Source organism: Wolbachia endosymbiont (group A) of Scambus nigricans, assembly GCF_947251485.1.
GTDB lineage: Bacteria > Pseudomonadota > Alphaproteobacteria > Rickettsiales > Anaplasmataceae > Wolbachia > Wolbachia pipientis.
Genome location: NZ_OX366356.1, coordinates 911,323 through 930,133 on the forward strand (window position 1 = coordinate 911,323; position 18,811 = coordinate 930,133).

Consider the following 18,811-nt stretch of genomic DNA (forward strand, 5'->3'; position numbering starts at 1 on the left):
TATTGTAAAAGGAGCTATACTATCGGCACACTAGTTGACGTTGTAGCAACCGTGGTCGCTTGTGAAGTAGTAGTTGTTTTTGCTACTGTCGTTAACTCCGTTGAAGGTTTACTTATTGTAGAAGTAGGTGCAACGGCTTCCGTTGTCAATTTAGTAGTCTTCACAGCGTCGGTTTCTGCTGTGCTAGTAATTGCAGCAGTCGGCGTTTTCTTAGAAGTCACAACCGTTTCTGCAACAGTTATAGGAGCCACGGTACTACTAGAAATAATATCTGGCGTTAATCGACCGTTAATGATATTAACAAAATCACTGAGAGTTTTGATGCTATTTGCCGGTATTATTGTTGCTTCAGAAGATTTTCCAGAGCCGTTTTGATTAAAAGTTACAATATTTTCTCCACTTACCGCAGTTACGATAAAACCACCCTGACCGTTGCCTTTAATATATAATTGCTCTATAGGATCTGTAAATTGATAGATAGGAAAATCTGACACTGATCCATTTTTAAGTAGAGTTGCTATATGTAACCTCTGCTCATTAGCTGATTGGTCATTTTCAAGAAAAGCAACTAGATCATTTCCTTCCGTTTGTTCAACATACTGCAAAAAGCTTATTTCATGTTCTCTAGAAAGAGATAGTGCTTTATTATCTATTTGACCTTTTCGATTACCAAGTAAAAAGCCATTAACTCCATCCTTCAGACCCTGAATCACTTTAGCCATATCAAATTTAAAAATACGTGTTTTTCTCACCTCTTGATTTTCCTTAGTAATCCTTTTGCTCACTTGCGAATAAAGCATCGTGTTTCCATTTAATGCCAATTGCCCCTGATTATCAAAATTGAACAATTTTCTTTCTGTAACACCTTTTTCTCCAGTCAATACCTTAAATTTTCCGCTCTCGCTTGACTTTAAGTACCAAGAAACTAAAGTTTGATCCTTTAAGTTATGGGCGATTACAATTACGTCACCATTACCAACTTTCACTGCTCTTGGTTGAAAGTAACTATTGCCCACATTTGCAAGACTATTATTATCAATATTCTTTTGTAATTTTCTTTTATCTAAATGTTCAACTGAAGGAGTATTAACTGATTGTTTAATTCCGTAAGTGTTAAAAGATAAGCCTTTAACGCATTTTTCTCCTTCTTCGCTAATTCCTTCTTCAGGAAAGATAACTCCAACTTTATCTATTTCAGCTGAATCTTCTATTAATGTGAGAGATAATTGATCTTTGAATTCATTTGCTACGCTGATATTTGTACCACATTCGTATGTTTTTGATTGATATAATGGACTAATAAGTAATTTTACTTTACTGCTCCCATTACCATTATCTTGATAGCTGAGTCCGTAAGCAACTCCATTCCCCTCAATTATAGCTCTTTTTACAATAATCCGAACAGACCGTAATATGCTACTGGCCTGCTATAGCCATAAACACATATCTTATCGCATTCGGACTATTATAAGAAAGGCTATAATTCTACGTTTGTTGGATTAAAACCTATCGCTTCTTTAATTTCCGGTGTATTTGAGTTGATCCCGAGCAATCTTCTTAATATAGACATAATTTTATTTAAAATATTAATAAAATGCTATTATGATTACTCCTGTGTGTTAATGTCAATGAAAATTTTAACTAAAATTAAAAAATTAATATAATATTTTATACTAAAAGGTAAATATAAGCTTGAAGAGGGCTAAGAAGCTTTATGCTATTTCTCAAAAAACCAACAATTGCAATCATTGGTTCTACAGGTATAATCTGTTAAAGTTTACACGAGTCTCATGAATGATAGAAAAAGAAGAGCAGTTTAGTTTTACATCAGAAAACCTCAAGAAAGCGGGAAAGTTTATAGAGATGTATCCCAAAGGTAGAGAAGGTAGTGCTGTTATGCCTTTACTATATCTGGTTCAAGAGCAATGCGGATGGGTTTCTGAATCTGCTATGCGTTATGTTGCTGATATGCTGCATATTCCACATATTCGTGTATATGAAGTGGCAAATTTTTACACCATGTATAATTTAAAACCAGTAGGCAAATATCTAATACAAATTTGTAGAACAACTCCTTGTTGGTTGTGCAATAGTGAAGAAGTTTTAAATAACTTTAAAAAAAAACTTGGAATCAATATCGGTGAGACTACTAAAGATAATTTGTTCACTTTAAAAGAAGTTGAATGCCTAGGTGCATGCGTTAATGCTCCCGTTGTGCAGATCAATAATGACTTCTATGAAAATCTTACTCCTGAGAAAGTAGAAAACATCATAACAGAACTTTCAGGCAAATAGATGAAAGAAGAATTTTCATTCAAGAGAATCAAGCAATCAGGTTCTGCAAGAGTTGGAACAATTAAAACTCCAAATGGAAGCGTAGAAACCCCCGCTTTTATATTCTGCGCAACAAAAGCTGCAATTAAAGCTGCAGATATTGAAAGAATAAGTGAAGCTGGTACCCAAATCATACTTTCCAACACCTATCACCTAATGCTTCAACCAGGAGAGAATACTGTTGCAAAACTTGGTGGTTTGCGCAAGATGATAGGATGGAATGGGCCAATGCTAACTGACTCAGGTGGATATCAGATATTTAGCTTAGGCCACGGATCAGTTTCGGAAGAGATAAAAGGAATAAGAAAAAAACAAAAAACTTTGATCAAAATTAATGAGGATGGGGCAATTTTTCGTTCTTACATTAATGGTAAAATTTATTGCTTAACTCCTGAAAAATCTGTACAAATTCAACAGAAATTAGGTGCAGATTTAATCCTAGTTTTAGATGAATGCACTCCATTTCACGTAAGCAAAGAATACACAGCAAAATCAATGCTCATGAGCCACAGATGGGCTGAACGTTCTTTAAATGAATTTGAAAAAAACAATAATGGCAAGCAGGCACTGTATGGAATTAGTCAAGGCGGAGTGTATCAAGATTTACGTAGAGAAAGTTGTGATTTTATCAACGATTTGCCATTTTTTGGTCAAGCAATAGGTGGATCACTTGGTCAAAGTAAAGAGCAGATGCATGATGTAGTTTCTTTCACTATGGACCACCTGAAAAAAGACAGGCCTACTCATTTGCTTGGTATTGGTGGAATTGTGGACATCTTTCGCGGAGTAGAGCTTGGAATTGACACGTTTGATTGCGTGCATCCAACCCGCTTAGCAAGGCATGGTGGCGCACTTGTTAAAGTAAAAAACAGAAATTCTATTTCTTCAAAGTGCAAAGAGCATATTAATTTGCGGAATCAACGATTTGAGCTGGACAACAACCCAATTGAAAGTGACTGTTTATGTTTTACCTGCAGAAAACATTCAAGAGCTTATATACACCATTTACTGAAAGCTAAAGAGCTCCTGGCTTACACGCTCGTTACCATTCATAATATTTTCTTTATGAATAAGTTAATGGCATCAATAAGGCAGGCTATATTAGATGATAGGCTAGATCGGGAGAAAAATAATTGGATTAGTGAGATACCACTACACTGTGAATTATACACCTAGTTCATATTTTTCTACGCTTATTTTATATTCCCTAAAACAGAAAAAGCCTTCCTCTTCCTACTCTTTCTTCCTTGGCTAATCCATAGTTAGCGTCTTTTGCACATGTGCGTTGCATTTTTTAATCTTCTTTAAAAACTTGACAATACATAACAACGCTGGTATGCTAAAAATATAGTTTTTTTGAGGTATTTATGGTTAACAATAAAGAAAAACATCAAATAGCGTTTTGCGTTTCAGCCGTTACATTCTTAGCTGGGTTATCATTAATCGCAACTGCAATTGCAGTGGGTACCGTACCTGCTATAGCTGCTTGTCTAGTGATAGGAGGAATTTTGACTGTCTTGTCTGGTGTGCAAGCAGTAGAAAGCTATTTATTTTTACGAAACAGCGAGAAAACTTTGAATAAACTGATAAGTAATATACGCGATGAACCAGAAAGCAAACTTTTTATAGAAAGGATTTTGCAACCGTTCATTGAACTTTTTAGTGAGCTTAAGCAACATAATTAAAGTACACTAAGCTTTAAGCATAGAAACCACTTTATCGTAGCTTGGCAATGATTCAATTTCTCCAATTGCAGCTAGAGTGGTTTTTTCATGCTGAGATAACAATTCTTCTGCTGCTTTTTTTACGTTAGCAGTGGTAACTGCACTAATTTTTTCTATTAATTCATTTTTACTGATGTACCTATTATAGTTACCGTAGTAGTGTCCCAATGTTTCAGCACGTGAGCTAACACTTTCGCGTGACATTAAAATTTGGGATTTTACTCGCTCTTTCACTCTATTTACTTCTTCTTCCTTCAGATCATCTGTAGACAACTTCTTCAACTCTGTCGTTATAGATTTTAAAAGCTTATCTAAGTTACTACTGTCTGTACCAGCAAAAATGGAAAACATTCCTGTATTAGTACAGCTGGAATTAAATGAATAAACAGAGTAAGCTAATCCCTGCTTTTCCCTTACTTCCTGGAATAAACGTGATGACATTCCGCTCCCTAATATAGAATCAAGCACTTGAAACGTGTGATATTTATCGTCATGGCGAGAAACACTAGGTAGACCAATTAGCAAGTGTACCTGATCTAATTTACGATGTTCTAAATACTCACCACCAGTACAGCTCACATTTTGGCTTTTTTTCAGCTTTTTAGAATGAATCTTTGAGAGAAAATCTTTGGTTAATGCAACAACTTCTTCATGTTCAACATTTCCTGCAACGGCAAATAGCATATTCTCACCAAAGTAATGCTCATTTATGTAATTATCTAGATCTCCTCGAGTAAAAGATTTTACAGTATTTTGCGTGCCTAAGATTGACCTACCAAATGGTTGGTCTTTATAAGCTGCCTCAAAATATTTGTCGAAAATAATGTCACTTGGTGAATCATTAGTTTGAAAAATCTCTTGTATTACAACACCCTTCTCACGTTCCAATTCATCTTCTGGAAACGTGGAATTCATCAATATATCTATTAATATATCAATACCAGTTTTTATGTCTTTCTTGAGGACTTTTGCATAATAGGTGGTGCTTTCCCTACCGGTGCTAGCGTTGAAAACTCCACCTATGTCATCAAAAGCTTTTGCAATTTCAAAGGCAGTTCTTGTCTTCGTCCCTTTGAAAGCCATGTGTTCTAAAAAATGGGATATTCCGTTTTGCTTTGCACTTTCTGCTCTACTGCCAACACCAACTCGTATGCTTAAAGCTACGGAATCAATACCACGCACCTGCTCAGTTATTATGCGCAGACCATTATCTAATTTTGTTACCCGGGGTATATTCATCTCATATATTCTTCTAAGTTCTCTTCTGCAAAATCCCAATTAATCAAATGATCAAGGAAAACTTTTATGTAGTCAATTCTACGGTTTTGACAATCTAAATAATAGGCGTGCTCCCACACATCCATAGTGAGTAGTGGCACTTGGCCATAAATTATTGGCAAATCTGCATTTGGAGTCTTGGTGATTTTGAGCTTTCCTAACCTACCTTTTTCGAGCACTAACCATACCCATCCACTGCCAAACTGGCTTACTCCATGACTCGAAAATTCTTCATAAAATTTATCAAAGCCACCGATATCGTCTTGAATTTTTTTTGCTAGAAGACTACCATCTTTAGGCTTACCACCACCATTTTTTTTCATTGAATTCCAATAAAAAGTATGGTTCCAAACTTGTGCTGCATTATTTAATATAGGCAAGTTGCCGCTATTACCATGCACTTTTGTTATTAATTCCTCAATTTTTACATGTTGATAATCCGTATTTTCAACTAGCTCGTTGAGTTTATTTAAATATCCTTTATGGTGCTTATCATAATGAAAATCTAAGGTTTTTGCAGATATATAAGGCTCCAAAGCTGTTTTATCGTATGGTAATTCAGGTAAAGTAAAACTCATAAAAACCTCTTTATTTCTAACCTACTTGGATGGTAGGGCAATACATGCTTTTGTGCAACATATAATTAATAGCTAAAACATTTAGGTATCTATTGCATTATTCTAAATTATACTACAATAACGATTATTATATAAGCCATAGAAATGGATTAAATGCAAAAGTTATAGCCTTTCTTATAATAGTCCGAATGCGATAAGATATGTGTTTATGGCTATAGCAGGCCAGTAGTATATTACGGTCTGTTCGGATTATTGTAAAAAGAGCTATACTTGACACCCTTCGCCAACCCCCTTATCATGAAACTGAAGCTATTTATTTATCTTATCTGTACAGATTAAATGACAAAAAAAACTCACGTATCTGGCGTCTCATGTTTAATTTTTTGCACTATGTGCACCTTATCTCTTATAAAATTTCTACCTACATAAGCTGAAACGCGCTTATAAAGCGTTTAAAACATAAAAAACGCCAACTTAAAAAATGGATAGTGAATAACTAGCTACCCTAGGGTTTCTTTTGCCTTTTTTTCTGTTTAGTAAATTTCTTAACGTTTATAATTTAGATTAGTTGCGGTTTAAAAGTAGCTGAATCGCGGTTATTAAACGTTTAGAATAAAAAAACGCCATACTTGAAAGTATAGCTCTTTTTACAATAATCCGAACAGACCGTAATATACTACTGGCCTGCTATAGCCATAAACACATATCTTATCGCATTCGGACTATTATAAGAAAGGCTATATAATGTAAGTAATTAGCCAACCACGGGGCTTCTTTTGCCTTTTTCTCCGCTTGGTAAATTTCTTAATGTTTATACGGAAGGTGTCATTCCGCTACGTGTTAGCGGGATCTAGAGATACCGTGACGGTATGACAAGGGAGAACAGTTGTATTCCTGCACAATTTATTCTCATGACAAAAACGTCTTAACTTTCTCTCTACTTTTTCTGGGTAAGGTCAATTTTGTGAAAAAATGGATTGAATTATAGGCAGATTTGGCTATTATTTGTAATACATGGGTATTAGGTAAAATGTTTAAATTTGATCCTTTATTATTAGCTCGAATTCAGTTTGCCTTCACAATAGGCTTTCACATTATATTTCCTGCTTTCACGATCGGGCTTGCAAGTTTTCTAGCCTTTTTGGAATGGTGTTGGCTTAAGACTGGTGATACACGTTTCCGTGATGTTTATAAATTCTGGATCAAGATTTTTGCCGTTGCTTTTGGCATGGGAGTGGTATCTGGAGTTGTAATGTCATATCAACTTGGTACCAATTGGTCGATTTTTTCTGACCGCATAGCCAATGTTCTCGGCCCTCTATTTTCCTTTGAGGTTTTAACAGCCTTTTTTCTGGAGGCATCTTTTTTGAGTATTATGCTATTTGGATGGAATAGAGTAAGTTCTCGTATGCACTTTGCTTCTACTTGTATTGTTGCAGTGGGAACGCTTATTTCAGCTTTTTGGATTATTGCGGCCAACAGTTGGATGCAAACACCCGCTGGATTCACGATTGGTGAGAATGGTCTCCTATATCCAACCAATTGGTTAGAGATTATTTTTAATCCTTCTTTCCCTTATCGCTTTATTCATATGGTAACAGCAGCCTATCTTACAACAGCTTTTGTGGTTGGTGGTGTAGGAGCATTTTATCTTTGGAGAAAACGACATGCTCCTCAAGCAAGAATTATGCTTGGTATGGCAACCATTATGGTAGCTTTAGCTGCACCATTTCAGCTGTTCATGGGAGATAGGCATGGATTAAATACACTAAAGCATCAACCTGCTAAGATTGCTGCAATGGAAGGTATATGGGAAACCGAAAAAGGGGCTGGCTTACTTTTATTTGCTTATCCGGATCAGCAAAATGAAATTAATCACTACGAGATAAAAATTCCTAATCTTGCCAGCTTGATCTTAACACATGATTTTTTAGGAGAGGTAAAAGGATTAAAGGAATGGAAAAAAGAAGATAGACCACCTGTAGTATGGGTATTCTGGTCCTTCCGTATAATGGTTGGAGTTGGAATTTTAATGATCATAATTGGGTCAGTAAGTGTTATACAGTATCTTCGTGGCAAATTATTCCAAAGTTGTTTCTTACATGGATGGTGGATATCAATGATGCCGTCTGGGTTCATAGCGTTACTTGCAGGTTGGTTTACTACTGAAATTGGCCGTCAACCTTACACTGTATATGGAATTATGCGCACAATTGAATCATTTTCATCTGCGATTACCGGTCCTCAGGTTGCATGGTCTTTGATTGCATTTATCGTTATGTATACCCTTATATTTGGAGCAGGTAGTTACTATATTCTGAAACTTATATACAAAGGAATTCCTGTCATTAAAGAAGGAGAGCAATTTTATAAACACGGTATTGGAGCTTCAGTGATTGATGCTGGTACATCTGGAAAGGACAACAATCATGTTTGATTTTTCTTCCTTAATTAATTTACCCCTAATCTGGGGATTACTAATTGCCATAGCTGTTTTACTGTATATTTTAATGGATGGGTTTGATTTAGGTATTGGTATTTTACTTCCTTTTGCACCGTCAGATAAATGCCGTGATCACATGATAAGCTCAATTGCACCATTTTGGGATGGAAACGAAACATGGTTGGTATTGGGTGGTGGAGGGTTGTTTGCTGCTTTTCCTCTTGCATATTCAATATTAATGCCTGCTTTTTATATTCCAATCATTATTATGCTGCTTGGCCTTATAGTGCGCGGAGTATCCTTTGAGTTTCGTTTTAAGGCAGAAGGAAAATACAGGCGATTATGGGATTATGTCTTTCATTTTGGGTCACTTGGTGCTGCATTTTGCCAAGGCATGATTTTAGGTGCATTTATACATGGTGTAGAAGTAAACGGACGCAACTTTTCTGGTGGCCAATTTGATTGGGCAAGTGCTTTTAGTGTAATGACAGGCATTGCTGTGATATTTGGATATGCACTTTTAGGTTCTACATGGCTCATAATGAAGACAGAAAATATAACACAAGAATGGGCACGCAAGGTTGCTTCTTATACGCTTGGTTTTGTAGGTATTTTCATGGGACTAGTGAGTGTAGTGACACCATTTTTAAATGAACGTATTAAAAACTTTTGGTTTAGCATGCCAAATTTTTATTATTTATTTTCTATTCCATTACTCACATCTTGGCTATTTTTCATGCTGTGGTTTGATCTTCAGAATACTAAACGGGAGTACCGTCCATTCTTTCTCAGTATTGCTATTTTTTTTATGGGATATTTAGGTTTAGGAATTAGTATCTACCCATGGATTATACCTTTTCAATATACCATTCTGGATGCAGCCGCTTCTGGGCCAAGTTTATCTTTAATGCTCATTGTTATAATACCGCTTTTACCAATCATTTTAACTTACACTGGTTATTGCTATTATGTCTTTCGTGGAAAATCAAATTATGAACACACATATTAAGGATTCAGTGACCTTATGGTTAAAACGTTACCCTTAAATCAAGCAGTCGTTCAGGCAATGGCGTCAACTCAAGAACCTTCATTAGCAAACCCTCCTATGGATTTTCTGAAAAGTTTTTGAGTATATTGTATTTTTAATTTGTAGAATAAGTTTTTTTCCTTTTTGCATGCTAACCAAAAAGGGTTCTGTCATCCTTCTTGTCACATAAGTAGCTTGACGCGGGCATTCAGTTTTCTTTATAATTTTCTTTGTGAAAGAACAAAAATGCTTATTTGTAACCATAGCTGGCTTACCAAATGCTGGGAAGTCTACATTAATTAACAGCATCATAGGCAAGAAAATTGCAATTGTCACCCCTAAAGTGCAAACAACAAGGACGCAAATAAGGGGTGTTGCAACATGCAACAACACACAAATTGTCTTTACTGACTCCCCAGGAATTTTCTCAGCAGAAACAAAACTTGAAAAAGCTTTAGTCAAATCTGCATGGTCGGCAGTTAAGGATAGTGACATCACTTTGTTGCTTGTTGATGTAAGCAATTATTTGAAAAATATAGAAAGAATTAAGACTATATTTATGCGGCTGCAGCGCACAAAAGGCAGATGCATTTTGGTTATCAATAAAACTGATTTGGTAAAAAGGCCTGAATTAAAGATGGCGCATGAGCATCTGAATTTGCTTTATAAATTTGAAAAGGTTTTTATGATATCAGCATTAAAGAATGATGGACTTTCTGATTTGATGAATTACTTGTCTGAAGTTGCATCGGTGAGCCCCTGGTTTTATGAAGAAGATCAAATAACCGATTCCTCGACAAATTTTTTATCAGCAGAAATTACGAGAGAAAAATTATTCTTGAACTTGCGTGAAGAATTGCCATACTCTACAGCTGTTATAACTGAACAATTTGAGGAAAAAAAAGATAAGAGTTTAGTCATCAAACAGATCATATTTGTGTTGAAAGATAGTCATAAAAAAATAGTACTAGGAAAAGATGGCAGTAATATTAAAAAAATTAATATCGAAGCGCGTGCTGAACTAGAAAAATTATTTGAGTGCAAGGTACACCTCTTTTTATTTGTGAAAGTGCGACCTTGGATCGACCGTCCGGAGGAGTATATAGGCAATGCTTAATTCTTTATTGGTATTTGATATTGAAACTATACCAGATGTAAATTCCTGCAAAAATTTACTCAATATTAGTGATGATAGTAGTGTAGAAGAGAAGAGGGATGCATTAACAAAATATCATCTCGAAATAACAAATGGGCAAAACTCTTTTCTGCGTCAGCCTTTTCACCTTGTTGTAGTTATTAGTTTTTTACTTTGCAATATAAGCTACCAAAGCTGTTATGAGGTGTTCACACTGCAAGAAATAAGATCTGGAGGCACACTAAATTCCAGTGAAAAGGAGCTAGTGAAAGGATTTTTTAACTACATATCAGAGAAAAAGCCAAGATTAGTTTCGTTCAACGGACGCACTTTTGATATACCAGTGCTGAAGTATCGTGCTATGGTCCATGGCATTCAAGCGGAATATTTTCATAAAGCTGGCGATAAGTGGAATAGTTACAATCAGAGATATAGCAGTGATTGGCATTGTGACTTACTTGAATCCCTCTCTGATTTTGGAGCTTCTGCGAGAGTAAAAATGAACGAAGTTTGTGCAGCATTTAATCTTCCTGGTAAGATTGGAGTTGATGGGTCACAAGTTATGGACTTATACGATAGCGGCAAGATACAAGAGATTCGAGATTATTGTGAAACAGATGTAATTAACACTTATTTGATTTACTTAAGGTTCATGCATCATCAGGGAAGGATTACTACTGAAAGCTACAACAAAAGTGTGGAAGAGCTGCTTTTAGAGTGCGAAAAAAAAGAATACCTAAAGAAATTTAAAGAAGAATGGCAAATAACTTGTGGTGGAAAAATTTTACTTCCATAGAATAAATAGTCGAGTTATAATGCACTAACAAGCGAACCTCTGTACTAAATTTTGGTTAATATACACGTTGAGCATATTAAGAAAGTTGCTTTTAAGGTATTGCATTTTACTTTTATTTTCGTTATAAGGTTGCTTTAAGTTGAATTTTCAACATTTTTATACTATTTACATTTAAGATATGATTTCGAAATTTTTTGGGGGCACTTCATGAAAAAGTCTATGTATACTAGAACTGCTCTAGTTTCTTTATTAACTTTATGTTCTTTCAGCAGTTTTGCAGCTGACTTTCCTGATGAGAGTATGAAGGAAATAAAAAAGCAAGAGAGCAGAAAAACTTCTGGAGAAGTGGAAGTTATGAAAACATCAAATAAAAAACTGAAAGAAAAGATGGACAGAATATGTAATGCTGATCCAAGAAAAAAAGCTGAAGAGCTTAAGAAAAAAGAGGAGCTAAGATTAGCAGCCGAGCAGAAGAAAAAAGAGGAGATCAGGCTAGCAAATGAGAAAAAAGCAAAGCTTATAGAGGATTCAAAAGCGAAAGCTCTAAACGCTAAGAATTCTAATATAGAAAAAGGTAAAGTTTCAAAAACTAAGCGTTCTAAAACTAAGAATGCTAAAGTTGAAGCTAAAGATGTAAAGAAGGATATAAAAGTTGTTAACAAAAATACAGAGGAAAAAGGTAAGGCAAGTCCTGTTGTTTCAGTTGGTGGAGTTGATATTATCGATACCAATCAAGGGCAAAGTAATTTAAGAATAACTTTTGGTGGTGTTGTTGATGCTCAAGGTTATGGCAAAGCTGGACCAAGTGGCGCAGATTATAAACGTTATAACGTTATGCCAAACAGATCTACAGAGTATTATAATGCCACTCCAGATATAACAAGAGGAGCAAATCCAATATTCTATGAAGGAATAGGAAATATTGGTGATTACAGCAACGATATGGGTATGATTGCTGACGCGATATTGCACCTCAGAGCAGAAAATAAGAATGAAGATTTAGGTCTTCTTTATGGTGCTGACGTGCAGTTTCATGTTCCAGTGACCGAAGGTAAGGGAGCTTCACAGGGTGTTTATGCTGCAAAAGGCAGAAGTGCGCATGTGTTTGTTAACTCAAAATATGGTGACGTGAAGCTTGGTTACCAATTTGGTCCTGAGGCTCTGATGAGGCTTGATGCAACAAGAATTGCGACTGTTGACGGAGCTGCAGATAGTGACTGGTTCAGAAAAGTGAACTTAGAAGGAAGCGCTGCTAGCTTTCCATTTTATGTAACACCACGTCTTTACACTGAAAGTTTTTCGAGTGAAAGTGAAAAATTCTCTTTCCGCATGGCAGGGAAATATAACAAAGGCGTTATGACTACACTGCCATTTAGAGGTGCCTACTACTCACCAAATTATATGGGCGCAAGGTTTGGCATCAGTTATGCACCTCGTTATGATAGTAGCTTGTTTATTGTGAAAGAAAAAGAAGAGAAAAACGGTAAGGTAAAAGATAAGATAAGGCATGTCGGTCCAGACTATGAGCACATAGTAAGTGCTGGTGCATCATATGAATATGACTTTGATAAATATAATGTAAAAGTTAAAACTTCTGCAGTTGGTGAGTATGGCTTTCCAAAGCAACCAAGTAAAGACAAGCATCTTTATAAGGAATTTGTGGAGTATAATGACCTGATGGGTGTTAATTTTGGTGTAAGCGCTGATTATAAGATTAATGAAGATCAAGGCGTAAAGTTTGCTGCCTCTTTTGCATACTTGGGCAAATCTGGTCAACCGAAGGGTATTAAAAAATTAATTGGTGATACCTATACGGAAATTGATAGTAAAGATGCTACTGATGGCAAAAGAGTGGAAGGGCTGAAAGCTCAATTTGGTAAAGATAGTATAGATACCATGTATTGGACTGTAGGAGCTGGGTATCAACATGAGAATATCTACACAAGTTTGACGTATTTTGGCAGCAGAATGAATGACAAAGATATGCTTCATGATGGTGCACTTGGCGTTCAATATGATCTGTCTCCTGCATGCAGTAAGAGCAAATTTGTTCCTTACGCAGCTCTCCATTATTTTATGACTAACGAAACAGGTAAGCTGAAAGATGAGTCTGATGCTGATGTACCTTCTAACCAAGGAATTTTCCTTCTTACTGGTGTGAAGTTTTCTTTCTAACCAGCAAGAATACACCACAGTTAACTGTGGTGTATTCTTGTCTGTTAGTGTTTATTTGTCGATCAAATAAACATATGGTGTCCTCTCTCCTGTCATCCCAGTGCCCAGACACTGGGATCCAGCTTTCCATGCAACTTCATCAAAAGCGTTTTTCAGCATAAGATCATCCACTTTTTATGCTCACCAAATCAGTTTGCTTACTTACAAGCAAAATTTCCTGGATTCCAGTGTCAAGCACTGGAATGACACCCTATGGTGACCGGAATGACGCTTTATGGCTACTTAGATGATGAGAAAAGAACACACTGCCCTTATTCTACTGGCCGTATAGCTACTTTCAAATTTAATCAATTAAGCAGGAGGCCCCTATGCAAACCACACTAAAAAATCATTTAGCTGGAGAATTATAGCTCTTTTTACAATAATCCGAACAGACCGTAATATGCTACTGGCCTGCTATAGCCATAAACACATATCTTATCGCATTCGGACTATTATAAGAAAGGCTATAAAGACTGATAATTTGGAAATTGAGGGAATATTAAATAGTGTTGATATCAAAAAAAAGATGTTTTATCAGGAAAGTACGACTTTGCAAATATTGAGATATTTCTTGTGAATTATAAAGACTTGACCCAGGGAACAATGAATCTACATTCAGGAATTTTTGGTAAAGTGACATTAAGTAGTGGAAGATTTATTGCTGAAATTAGAGGGCTCTCAGCAAAGCTTGAGAGAAGCATAGCAGAATTATACTCTCCTGCATGCAGAGCAGAATTTTGCGATGATAAATGTAAAGCCGATACTAAAAAATTTAGTAAAATAAGTACAATCACTAAAGTAATAGATGAAAGAAGATTTGAAGACACGAATTTAACTGAGAGTGATGAATATTATAAGCACGGAGTAGTAAAATTCTTTGGCTCAATAGCGTTTGAAGGTGTAGTAAAATAATATAAAAATAAAGTAGTTACGTTGTTTACTTCGCCTCCATACCAAATTTTTGCTGGAGATAAATATTCAATACTCGCAGGTTGCGATAAAACATTTCCAACTTGCAGAAGCAAGTTTAACAATACTGTGAATTTTCGTGGTGAACCCTATATACCAGGTTTTTATATTGTTTAGTAGTACAATTTTCAATATTATGAATAAGCATGGAAAGGTGGCTGAGTGGTCTAAAGCACACGCTTGGAAAGCGTGCACATATGAAAATATGTCGGGGGTTCGAATCCCCCCTTTTCCGTATGTTATAGCCTTTCTTATAATAGTCCGAATGCGATAAGATATGTGTTTATAGCTATAGCAGGCCAGTAGCATATTACGGTCTGTTCGGATTATTGTAAAAAGAGCTATACTTCTAGAATAGTATAAAACCCCCGGTCGCGCACACAACTGTACAAACATTGTAATATGGTACAATGTTACAACTATGCGGTGGTAATTTACGATAAATTCATGTAGCCATTTCAAATTTAGCCATACCAATGTCAGTAAATTGATTAAGCAAATAACACTTGAGTAGCAGTTCCTTCCCACGATTAATTTCAGATTTGTTCCGAAAATTAAACCCGAATGTTTGTTTCAGTCGCGAGAAAAAACTTTCTACATAAGATCTTTTTCCGTAGTTTGTTTGCCTTTTCCACCTCTTCATTACATCTTCGCTGTATGACTTTATTAGTCTAATTGCAGCATTTCTCTCTGCCATACTTTGGATGCTCTGCTACATTGTTTTTTTGGAGGAATTTTTGTCTTTATGCCGCATTCATCACACAATTTATAGAGTTTATGTCTGTCATATGCTCTGTCTGCATATAGTGCTTTTATGGCATGCTGAAAATTATAGCTCTTTTTACAATAATCCGAACAGACCGTAATATGCTACTGGCCTGCTATAGCCATAAACACATATCTTATCGCATTCGGACTATTATAAGAAAGGCTATAACTCCTTTAAGTAAATCGCAAGCTCCATAGTGATCAGACCGTTACTGTATTTTGCAGCTATGGCTTTTTTGCTGTTTATATTCAACATTACATGCAATTTTCTTGTCTGTTCATAGCCACGATATTTTCTATCAGCGCTATTTTCCTTGCTGTGTGTTGTTATAAATGCTGATGCTTGTGCTATCTATGGCAATTTCGATATCTTCCATATTATTTTCTGCAATCATTGATCTTAATATTAAGTTTTTTTTGAAGCTTGCGAATAGCTGATAACTGCCAAATCTCTTCCTATTTGTTGCAAATACCCTTTTATAAACCCGACTGTTTGTCTTAAGCCAATTCTAAAAAGATTAACGATTATATGCACTAAAATCACAACTTTATCACTATAAATATAGTTGCCTCCCTGCATTTTTGGACTATTTTCATACCAATTTTCGATAGCTTTATCGATGTAACGAAAAATATTTCCTCTTTTTTCTAGAAATTTGTTATATTCATGGCAGTTACTAACTCTCATTTTTTGTGGCATATTTTTCCTTAAGCGGTTAAATGGCTATTTTATAATGAATTTTGTCAGTAGCCACCAGATTTTTTCAGTTGCGATGCAACAGAGTCATCCCAGTGTCAAGCACTGGGATGACAGGAAAAGAGGCTATTTGGATGACATCTTTCTTCTTGGTATAAATTACTTTTATATCTCAATGTTCGTACAGCTATGCACGTTGCCGCATAGTGGATGAGGTGTACTACCTCCAAGAGTATACATTATCTCACATAATAATATAATATTTCGTTCATAAATCAACGTTTTTAACATGCAGCAAGAACATTTCCGTTGTAATTAAGGTTCTTAAGATGTATATTAATGAATCTTGTTTTCAATAAATAATGAAAGTAATAATTGTCATGATAATGTTATTGTGTAGCAGTTACACAATGGCAAGCGAGAGAATAAGTCTAGTGGATAAAAAACTATCTCAAGGATATGTAGCTCCAGTGCTTACAGAAAATAGCGTTATTTTATCAGACAAGCACGGCGCTTTATATTCCTTTGATATTGATAACTCAAGAGCTATGAATTGGAAATTACACCTCTCACACAGAAAAAAAATTAGTAACATGAGTCTATTGCGTCACAGAGGAAACGTTTTCTTTATAGTGGATAACGTTCTACACACAATAGATGCAAAAACCGGCGAGATTCAGTGGGAAAAAGAATTGAGAGCTCAAGTAAGAGGGAAAGCAGCAGTAATAAACAATAAATTGGTAGTATTGACTATTGATAATTATCTGTACGTGTTTGATATAAAAGATGGCAGCTTCGTTTGGACTTATCAAAACGGCATCAATGAGGTTCGAGGTTTGTATTCCATATCGCCAGCAATTTCTAATGATAAAATAATAGCACCATTTTCAAATGGTGAGTTAATAGCTTTTAATGAAGACGGTAAAAAATTGTGGAGCCAAAAATTGGCTACAAACCTTTTGGATACACAGCTCACAGATGTAACTACTACACCAAGAGTGCTTGGCGATACTTTAATAGCTACAAATAATTCTTATATTTATGGTATTGACGTAAAATCAGGAAATATTTTATGGTCAAAGTCACTGCAAGTAAAAAGTGTATCAGACATTGAATCATATTACAGTCCTCTTATTCCTCCAAAGGAGCAAAAAGAAGGCGGAAGAATTTTTATAGTTACTAAAGATGATAAAATAATTGGCCTGGATATAAAAAATGGAGAAATAGTCTGGGCATCTGATTTAATAGAAAATACGCAACTATTTGCTCCAATTATGCATGCCCATACACTGTGGGTGACAAGCAATAAAAGTTCGATGTTTGCTTTTCCGGGATCTGAAAGTGCAGGAAAGGTAGTAAAAGTACCTGGTAATGTGTTTCACACTCCAGTGTTTACTCGCAATAAGATATATGTAACAACTGAGGGAAAAGGTGTTTATTCTTTAGAAAATAGGTTTGTTTTTTATGACTGATTATGATTTAATTGTTATAGGTGGTGGCCCAGGAGGCTATAAGTGTGCTATCGCTGCTGCAAAACTTGGATTGAAAGTTGCCTGTATAGATAAAAATAGCATTTTTGGTGGCACATGCCTCAGAGTTGGGTGCATACCCTCCAAAGCATTGCTCCATTCTTCCTATCAGTATGCTCACACGAAAAATGATCTGTCGAAGCTTGGCATAAAAATTAAGGACGCAAGTTTCGATTTAAAAGAAATGCTAGGTTATAAGGACGCCAGAGTTCAGGAACTTGGAAAAGGTATAGAATATCTGTTTAACCTTCACAAAATCACTAAAATCAATGGGCTTGCTTCTTTTGACCAAGGTAATCTTGAAGTTTCAGTTGAAGGTAAGGTGCTGAAGACAAAAAATATAGTAATTGCAACCGGTTCTGACGTTATTTCTTTGCCAGGAATTAATATCGATGAGAAAGACATTATTTCTTCCACCGGTGCACTATCTTTAACTGAAGTACCAAAAAAACTTGTCGTAATCGGAGCTGGGGCAATAGGGCTTGAAATGTCTTCTGTATGGAGGAGGCTAGGGTCTGAAGTCACTGTAGTAGAATTTTTTGACAGAATCGCTGCAGCAATGGATGGAGAATTAAGTAAGTCTCTACTTTCTAGTCTACAAAGACAAGGAATAAAATTTTTACTTAGCACTAAAGTTGAGGAGATAAAACAAAGTAGTAATTCTTTGAGTGTGAAAGTTTGCTCTGTAAAAGATAATCAAACAAACACTATAGAGGCGGATAAGGTATTGGTGGCAGCAGGACGCAAACCATGCACTGAGAATCTTGGTATTGATGAAAAAATAGAAAAAGATAATCGCGGTTTCGTTCAAGTTAACAACAGATATGAAACTAATGTGAAAGGAATATTTGCTATTGGTGATGTGATCGGTGGAGCAATGCTTGCTCATAAAGCAGAGGAAGAAGGAGTGGCAGTTGCAGAGATAATAGCAGGACAGTCACCTCACGTTGATTATGGAATCATACCATCTGTCATTTACACTCACCCTGCGGTTTCTTCGATTGGTAAAACCGAAGAGGAACTCAAAAATGCTGGCCGTAAGTACAAAGTTGGTAAATGTCAATTTGCTGCAAACGGCAGAGCAAAAATCACTGATGATGCTGAAGGATTCGTGAAAGTGCTGACTTGTAGCAGAGCAGATACAATACTAGGTGTGCATATCATAGGAGCATACGCTGATACGCTAATCAACGAAGCATCGGTTGCAATGGCATATGGTGCAGCAGCAGAGGATATATACAGAATTTGTCACTCTCATCCTGATATAAATGAAGCCTTTCGAGATGCGTGCATCGATGCTTTCTTTAAAAAATAAT

Annotated in this window: 15 protein-coding genes, 1 tRNA gene and 3 pseudogenes; 13 read left to right on the forward strand and 6 right to left on the reverse strand. The window is 35.8% G+C overall.

Annotated elements, in window-relative coordinates:
- Positions 1 to 14: 14 nt before the first annotated feature.
- Complete coding sequence (locus OPR46_RS06795; protein WP_406833315.1) at positions 15 to 986, reverse strand: hypothetical protein; 972 nt, start codon at positions 984 to 986, stop codon at positions 15 to 17.
- An 808-nt stretch (positions 987 to 1,794) separates the two neighbouring features.
- On the opposite strand from OPR46_RS06795, the gene nuoE reads away from it, so the two are divergent.
- From nuoE to OPR46_RS05255, 3 genes are all read left to right on the forward strand, one after another.
- Complete coding sequence (gene nuoE / locus OPR46_RS05245; RefSeq protein WP_265043150.1) at positions 1,795 to 2,295, forward strand: NADH-quinone oxidoreductase subunit NuoE; 501 nt, start codon at positions 1,795 to 1,797, stop codon at positions 2,293 to 2,295.
- The gene (tgt, locus tag OPR46_RS05250; protein WP_151807958.1) at positions 2,296 to 3,510 is read left to right on the forward strand and encodes a tRNA guanosine(34) transglycosylase Tgt; all 1,215 of its coding nucleotides are present in this window, start codon (positions 2,296 to 2,298) and stop codon (positions 3,508 to 3,510) included.
- 191 nt (positions 3,511 to 3,701) lie between these two features.
- Positions 3,702 to 4,019, forward strand: coding sequence for a WD_0736 family protein (locus tag OPR46_RS05255; RefSeq protein WP_010082444.1), 318 nt, complete (start codon positions 3,702 to 3,704; stop codon positions 4,017 to 4,019).
- A 6-nt stretch (positions 4,020 to 4,025) separates the two neighbouring features.
- Here OPR46_RS05255 and OPR46_RS05260 read toward each other — a convergent pair whose 3' ends face one another.
- From OPR46_RS05260 to OPR46_RS05270, 3 genes are all read right to left on the reverse strand, one after another.
- Entirely contained in the window at positions 4,026 to 5,297 is a 1,272-nt protein-coding gene (locus OPR46_RS05260) for a M16 family metallopeptidase (RefSeq protein ID WP_265043152.1), read from the reverse strand.
- The gene (locus OPR46_RS05265) at positions 5,294 to 5,914 is read right to left on the reverse strand and encodes a superoxide dismutase (RefSeq protein ID WP_265043153.1); all 621 of its coding nucleotides are present in this window, start codon (positions 5,912 to 5,914) and stop codon (positions 5,294 to 5,296) included. The genes OPR46_RS05260 and OPR46_RS05265 overlap by 4 nt, the downstream gene beginning before the upstream one ends.
- A gap of 127 nt (positions 5,915 to 6,041) precedes the next feature.
- A complete protein-coding gene (locus tag OPR46_RS05270; RefSeq protein ID WP_265043154.1) occupies positions 6,042 to 6,191 on the reverse strand; it encodes a hypothetical protein in 150 nt (49 codons plus the stop codon).
- A gap of 753 nt (positions 6,192 to 6,944) precedes the next feature.
- Between OPR46_RS05270 and OPR46_RS05275 the strand changes: the two genes are divergently transcribed.
- The 7 genes and pseudogenes from OPR46_RS05275 to OPR46_RS05310 all read left to right on the forward strand — a co-directional run bounded on the left by OPR46_RS05275 (position 6,945) and on the right by OPR46_RS05310 (position 14,736).
- The gene (locus OPR46_RS05275; protein ID WP_265044097.1) at positions 6,945 to 8,351 is read left to right on the forward strand and encodes a cytochrome ubiquinol oxidase subunit I; all 1,407 of its coding nucleotides are present in this window, start codon (positions 6,945 to 6,947) and stop codon (positions 8,349 to 8,351) included.
- Positions 8,344 to 9,366: a cytochrome d ubiquinol oxidase subunit II gene (gene cydB / locus OPR46_RS05280; protein ID WP_265043155.1), complete on the forward strand. Its 1,023-nt coding sequence runs from the start codon at positions 8,344 to 8,346 to the stop codon at positions 9,364 to 9,366. The genes OPR46_RS05275 and cydB overlap by 8 nt, the downstream gene beginning before the upstream one ends.
- A 250-nt stretch (positions 9,367 to 9,616) precedes the next feature.
- Positions 9,617 to 10,501 carry a GTPase Era gene (gene era / locus OPR46_RS05285; protein ID WP_010082484.1) on the forward strand — a complete coding sequence of 295 codons (885 nt, stop codon included), beginning with the start codon at positions 9,617 to 9,619 and terminating at the stop codon, positions 10,499 to 10,501.
- Positions 10,494 to 11,315, forward strand: a complete 822-nt coding sequence (locus tag OPR46_RS05290; RefSeq protein WP_265043156.1) for a 3'-5' exonuclease — start codon at positions 10,494 to 10,496, stop codon at positions 11,313 to 11,315. The genes era and OPR46_RS05290 overlap by 8 nt, the downstream gene beginning before the upstream one ends.
- A 207-nt stretch (positions 11,316 to 11,522) precedes the next feature.
- Positions 11,523 to 13,490 carry a WD0745 family porin gene (locus OPR46_RS05295; RefSeq protein WP_265043157.1) on the forward strand — a complete coding sequence of 656 codons (1,968 nt, stop codon included), beginning with the start codon at positions 11,523 to 11,525 and terminating at the stop codon, positions 13,488 to 13,490.
- A gap of 508 nt (positions 13,491 to 13,998) precedes the next feature.
- A pseudogene (locus OPR46_RS05305) lies at positions 13,999 to 14,618 on the forward strand (DUF2163 domain-containing protein); the annotation flags it as partial.
- A gap of 31 nt (positions 14,619 to 14,649) precedes the next feature.
- Positions 14,650 to 14,736: transfer RNA gene (locus OPR46_RS05310), tRNA-Ser, on the forward strand.
- A gap of 210 nt (positions 14,737 to 14,946) precedes the next feature.
- Here OPR46_RS05310 and OPR46_RS05315 read toward each other — a convergent pair.
- Positions 14,947 to 15,317 (reverse strand): annotated as a pseudogene (locus tag OPR46_RS05315) (transposase); the annotation flags it as partial.
- 3 nt (positions 15,318 to 15,320) lie between these two features.
- Here OPR46_RS05315 and OPR46_RS05320 point away from each other — a divergent pair.
- Positions 15,321 to 15,467, forward strand: coding sequence for a hypothetical protein (locus OPR46_RS05320; protein ID WP_265043161.1), 147 nt, complete (start codon positions 15,321 to 15,323; stop codon positions 15,465 to 15,467).
- On the opposite strand, the pseudogene OPR46_RS07050 reads toward OPR46_RS05320, so the two are convergent.
- Positions 15,437 to 15,969: pseudogene (locus OPR46_RS07050) on the reverse strand (transposase); the annotation flags it as partial. The gene OPR46_RS05320 and the pseudogene OPR46_RS07050 overlap by 31 nt on opposite strands.
- Before the next feature lie 359 nt (positions 15,970 to 16,328).
- Between OPR46_RS07050 and OPR46_RS05330 the strand changes: the two are divergent.
- Both OPR46_RS05330 and lpdA read left to right on the forward strand, forming a co-directional pair.
- On the forward strand, positions 16,329 to 17,438 hold the full coding sequence (locus tag OPR46_RS05330) for an outer membrane protein assembly factor BamB family protein (protein ID WP_265043162.1): 1,110 nt from the start codon (positions 16,329 to 16,331) through the stop codon (positions 17,436 to 17,438).
- Positions 17,431 to 18,810 carry a dihydrolipoyl dehydrogenase gene (gene lpdA, locus OPR46_RS05335; protein WP_265043163.1) on the forward strand — a complete coding sequence of 460 codons (1,380 nt, stop codon included), beginning with the start codon at positions 17,431 to 17,433 and terminating at the stop codon, positions 18,808 to 18,810. Before OPR46_RS05330 ends, lpdA begins: the two co-directional genes overlap by 8 nt.
- Position 18,811: the final 1 nt, after the last annotated feature.

What these genes read in the sequence shown, in the direction of transcription:
- nuoE (WP_265043150.1), top strand. Translation starts at nt 1,795, where the DNA reads ATGATAGAAAAAGAAGAGCAGTTTAGTTTTACATCAGAAAACCTCAAG.
- lpdA (WP_265043163.1), top strand. Translation starts at nt 17,431, where the DNA reads ATGACTGATTATGATTTAATTGTTATAGGTGGTGGCCCAGGAGGCTAT.
- OPR46_RS05265 (WP_265043153.1), bottom strand. Translation starts at nt 5,914, where the DNA reads ATGAGTTTTACTTTACCTGAATTACCATACGATAAAACAGCTTTGGAG.
- OPR46_RS05330 (WP_265043162.1), top strand. Translation starts at nt 16,329, where the DNA reads ATGAAAGTAATAATTGTCATGATAATGTTATTGTGTAGCAGTTACACA.
- cydB (WP_265043155.1), top strand. Translation starts at nt 8,344, where the DNA reads ATGTTTGATTTTTCTTCCTTAATTAATTTACCCCTAATCTGGGGATTA.
- OPR46_RS05320 (WP_265043161.1), top strand. Translation starts at nt 15,321, where the DNA reads ATGCTGAAAATTATAGCTCTTTTTACAATAATCCGAACAGACCGTAAT.
- OPR46_RS05295 (WP_265043157.1), top strand. Translation starts at nt 11,523, where the DNA reads ATGAAAAAGTCTATGTATACTAGAACTGCTCTAGTTTCTTTATTAACT.
- OPR46_RS05260 (WP_265043152.1), bottom strand. Translation starts at nt 5,297, where the DNA reads ATGAATATACCCCGGGTAACAAAATTAGATAATGGTCTGCGCATAATA.
- OPR46_RS05290 (WP_265043156.1), top strand. Translation starts at nt 10,494, where the DNA reads ATGCTTAATTCTTTATTGGTATTTGATATTGAAACTATACCAGATGTA.
- tgt (WP_151807958.1), top strand. Translation starts at nt 2,296, where the DNA reads ATGAAAGAAGAATTTTCATTCAAGAGAATCAAGCAATCAGGTTCTGCA.
- OPR46_RS05275 (WP_265044097.1), top strand. Translation starts at nt 6,945, where the DNA reads ATGTTTAAATTTGATCCTTTATTATTAGCTCGAATTCAGTTTGCCTTC.
- OPR46_RS05255 (WP_010082444.1), top strand. Translation starts at nt 3,702, where the DNA reads ATGGTTAACAATAAAGAAAAACATCAAATAGCGTTTTGCGTTTCAGCC.